At 71.1% G+C, this 3801-nt stretch carries 4 protein-coding genes; all 4 read left to right on the top strand.

The window, feature by feature from the left end; genetic code table 11:
* On the top strand, positions 1-1568 hold a 1568-nt coding region (locus ABD352_RS39385), incomplete at its 5' end, for a glycoside hydrolase family 64 protein (protein WP_344617678.1).
* A gap of 7 nt (positions 1569-1575) precedes the next feature.
* Complete coding sequence (rnhA, locus tag ABD352_RS39380; RefSeq protein WP_344617677.1) at positions 1576-2022, top strand: ribonuclease HI; 447 nt, start codon at positions 1576-1578, stop codon at positions 2020-2022.
* A gap of 68 nt (positions 2023-2090) precedes the next feature.
* Complete coding sequence (locus ABD352_RS39375; RefSeq protein ID WP_344617676.1) at positions 2091-3074, top strand: hypothetical protein; 984 nt, start codon at positions 2091-2093, stop codon at positions 3072-3074.
* A gap of 155 nt (positions 3075-3229) precedes the next feature.
* Positions 3230-3801: TolB family protein (locus ABD352_RS39370; RefSeq protein WP_344617675.1), on the top strand; the 572-nt coding region annotated here is incomplete at its 3' end.

Below are 3801 nucleotides of genomic sequence, written 5' to 3'. Positions count from 1 at the left end.
CGCAGGCCACCGGGCCCAACCTGCTGCCGTTCACCGTGACCAACACGACCGGGCGGGGCGACGCCGTCTACCTGTACGTGCTCGGCACCGACCTCGCCAGCGGCCGGCTCGGCTACGTCAACGCCGGCGGCGGGTTCACCCCCTGGTCGCCCGGCACCAACCCGCCGATGCCCGCCCCGGACGTGTCGATCCCCGGGCCCGGCAACGGCGCCAGCAAGACCATCCAGCTGCCCCGCGGGCTGTCCGGCCGGGTCTACATGTCGCTGGGCGAGCGGCTGAGGTTCTTCCTCACCCCCGATGGGCTGGTCCAGCCGGCCCCGTGGGCGGCCGGCGACCCCAACCACGACATCCTGTTCGACTGGAGCGAGTTCACCTACAACGACGCCGGGCTGTGGCTCAACAGCTCGCAGGTAGACATGTTCGCCGTGCCGCACGCGGTCAGCGTCACCGGCGCGGACGGCGCCGTGCACACCACCGGCGCGCTGGTGCCGAACGGCCGGCAGAACGTCATCGACCAGGTCAAGGCGACCGCGGGCTGGGGCAACACGGTGGTCACCCGGGGCGACGGGACGGTGCTGCGGGTCCTCGCGCCGGGCAAGGCGGCCGACGCCGGGCTGTTCAGCCCCACGTACCTCGACCCGTACATCGCCAACGCCTGGAACGCGTACACCACCAAGACCCTGACCGTGCAGCCGTTCACCGACCGGCCCGACGTGAAGTACTACGGCCGGACCAGCGGCACCGTCATGAACTTCACCGACGGCTCCGGCCGCCAGGTCGCCAGCTTCAACCGCCCGTCCACGAGCAACGTGTGGGGCTGCGACGGCGCTCTCGGCGCGCCGAACGACCAGGTCGTCGGGCCGATCGCGCGGACCCTGTGCGCGGCGCTGCACCGCAGCACGCTCGGCACGATCGACACCCAGCCCGGCGGGTCGGCGTCGGACTTCTACAAGAGCGCCCTGACCAACCACTACTCGCGGATCGTGCACGCCAACATGGCCGACGGCAAGGCGTACGGCTTCGCCTTCGACGACGTGATGAACCAGGAGTCGCTGGTGCACGACGGCGATCCGCGCGCGGCGGGGATCACGCTGAGCCCGTTCACGGGGGGCGGTTCCACGGGGGGCGGTTCCACGGGGGGCGGTTCCACGGGGGGCGGTTCCACGACGCCGCCGCCGGCCACCCAGGGCAAGGCCATCGCCAGCAACTGGCACGGCAAGTGCATCGACGTGCCGAACTGGAACTTCAACGACGGGCAGCGCCTGATCGTGTGGAACTGCACGGGCGGTACGAACCAGAAGTGGACGTTCACCGGCGGCACGCTGCGCACCGAGAACAACAAGTGCATGGACGTGGCCTGGGGCTCCACCGCCAACGGGGCCGCGGTCCAGATCGCCAACTGCAGCGGCAACCCGGCCCAGCAGTTCGTGCTCACCCCGGCGGGCGACCTGGTCAACCCGCAGGCGAACAAGTGCGTCGACATCGCCGACTGGAACCCGAACAACGACGCCGTGCTGCAGATCTGGGACTGTGCCGGCACGGCGAACCAGAAGTGGCACACGGTCTAATACACGTGTGACCCACGTCGAGATCTACACGGACGGCGCCTGCAGCGGGAACCCGGGACCGGGGGGCTGGGGCGCCGTCCTGCGCTACGGCACCGTGGAGAAGGAGCTGTTCGGCGGCGAGGCCACCGCGACCACGAACAACCGGATGGAGCTCACGGCGCCGATCCGGGCGCTCGAGAGCCTCAACAGGCCCGTGGTCGTGCACCTGTACACCGACAGCTCCTACGTCCGCAACGGCATCACCGCCTGGGTGCCGCGCTGGAAGCGCAACGGCTGGCAGACCGCCGACAAGCAGCCGGTGAAGAACATCGACCTGTGGCAGGAGCTCGACGCGCTCGTGGCCCGGCACACCGTCGAGTGGCACTGGGTGAAGGGGCACAACGGCCACCCGGAGAACGAGCGGGCCGACCGGCTGGCCGCGCGGGGCCTGCAGGAGGTCCGGCGACAACGGTGACATTTGTCCCGGGCGATGCCTGAGATCTGATCCCGGCACCGGGGCCGCGCCGGCGGTTCATTAAAGGCATGATTCGTCGCATCGCACCGGCGCTCGGCCTGTTCTTCCTCGCCCCGCTGGTCGCCGAGTTCCTCCTGGGCAACCTGCCCATCACCATGCTGCCCGCGATCGTGGCGCTGGCCCCGATGTACGGCGGCGGCGCCCTGCTCATCCGCGAGCTGGCCCGCCGCCGCGGCCTCGGCTGGCCCAACATCCTGATCCTCGCCGCCGCCTACGGCGTGATCGAGGAGGGCCTCACCACCCAGTCGCTGTTCAACCCGAACTACGCGGACGCCCACCTGCTGGCGGACGGCTACGTTCCGCAGCTCGGCATCGGCGTCCCCTGGACCATCTTCGTGATCGGCCTGCACGTCTTCTGGAGCGTCGGCACCCCGATCGTCATGGTGGAGAGCCTGGCCGGCGAGCGGCGCACCACCCCGTGGCTCGGCCGCACCGGCCTGGTCGTGACCGCGGTCCTGTTCGCCATCGGCATCGCGGTGACCTCGGCGATCAACATGACGCTGTGGCCGTACACGTCGACCGCCGCCCAGTTCGCCGTCACCGGTGTCGTCGTGGCCGCGCTGATCGCCGTCGGCCTCTTCGTGCGCATCGGCCTGCCCAAGCCCCGCACCGGCGCCCAAGCCCCGAGCGCGTGGATCGTGCTGATCGCCACCCTGATCGCCGGCGGCGTCTTCGAGGGCGTCGCCACGCTCGACGCCCTGCCCACCTGGGCCGGCGTGGCCCTGCTGCTGGTTCCCGTCGCCGGCTTCTTCGCCCTGGCCGCCCGCTGGTCGGCCGCCGGGACCTGGGGCGACGCCCACCGCCTGGCCATCGGCGCCGGCGGCCTGCTCACCTACGCCTGGCACTCGTTCATCGAGTCCCCGACCGGCGCGGCGAACGCGGTCGTCGACCTGGTCGGCAACGCCATCTTCACGCTCGGCGCCCTGGCCCTGATCTGGGTGGCCGCGCGCCGCCTCCGCCGCCGTAGCGCGCCGACCGTCTTCCCCGCCTGACTCCAGCATCCGCCGTTCGGTGGATCGAGAGATGTCCGAAAGTACTGTCGCCCGTCAAAGCCAAGGCACGCGTCTACCAAGGCGCAAGGGAATTGCACAGCCGGCCGGCGCCAGTTCCTTCCCGCATCCCCCACAACATCGAACGGAGTCCCACCATGCGCAAGCTCTCGGTCCGCCGGCCCGTCCTCGCCGCCACCGCCCTGCTCTCCGGCTCGTCCCTGCTGATGCTGCTCACCGCCTGCGGCGACAACGGCGCGAACGCCAGCACCGCCCCCACCACCACCGCGACCACGACCACCGCCACGGCCGAGGCCCCGCCGCCGTCCGGCTCGGTCTCCGGCCTGCCGGGCCGGCTCTACTACTTCAAGGCCGGCGCCGACGCGATCACCCGCCTCGACAACGGCAAACCCGTCACGGTCAACGGACCGGACTACACGGCGAGCGTCTCGCCCGACGGCTCCGCCATCGCTTACGTCGCCACCGGCAAGCTCGTCGTGACCGACCGCGACGGCAAGCACCCCCGCACCGTGCTGACCGGGGTCGCCGGGGCCGGATTCGAGCCGCAATGGTCCACCGACGGCAAGCACCTGCTCGCCGCCAAGGGCGTGCCCGACGGCCCGCAGAACTGGGGCATCGTCGACGTCGCCTCCGGCACGTTCACACCCCTGGCCAAGCAGGTCGGCCTCCACGCCAAGTGGTCCGCCGACGGCCAGCACATCGCCTACGC

The sequence above is a fragment of the Dactylosporangium salmoneum genome, assembly GCF_039532525.1.
In the GTDB taxonomy this organism is placed as follows: Bacteria; Actinomycetota; Actinomycetes; order Mycobacteriales; family Micromonosporaceae; genus Dactylosporangium; species Dactylosporangium salmoneum.
The sequence above is the reverse complement of the archived record's forward strand: the minus strand, read 5'-3'. Positions and strand labels throughout refer to the sequence as shown.